Here is a 243-nt window from a genome sequence, read left to right as displayed (position 1 = left end):
CTTTGCATTCACCCAAAAAGAGTTGTTTAGTGCCATCATGCTTTAAAACCCGTTGTAAGTGATGATTTTCTAACTGATCTAAGCTAAGCTGTCCCGATAAATAAGCTAGTCCTTGTTGATGTTCTTGGGGACTGAACACCTGTGGGGGATTTGCTTGCCACTGTTCAATTGTTTCAGCCTGACATGGCTTTAAAACAGGATCATAGTACATCACGGCTGTATAGGCTTGTTCCTGTTTAATCA

At 41.2% G+C, this 243-nt stretch carries 1 pseudogene; it reads right to left on the bottom strand.

The window, feature by feature from the left end:
• A pseudogene (locus FD07_RS12005) lies at positions 1-243 on the bottom strand (hypothetical protein); the annotation flags it as partial.

The organism is Levilactobacillus parabrevis ATCC 53295 (assembly GCF_001434055.1).
GTDB lineage: Bacteria > Bacillota > Bacilli > Lactobacillales > Lactobacillaceae > Levilactobacillus > Levilactobacillus parabrevis.
The sequence above is the reverse complement of the archived record's forward strand: the minus strand, read 5'-3'. Positions and strand labels throughout refer to the sequence as shown.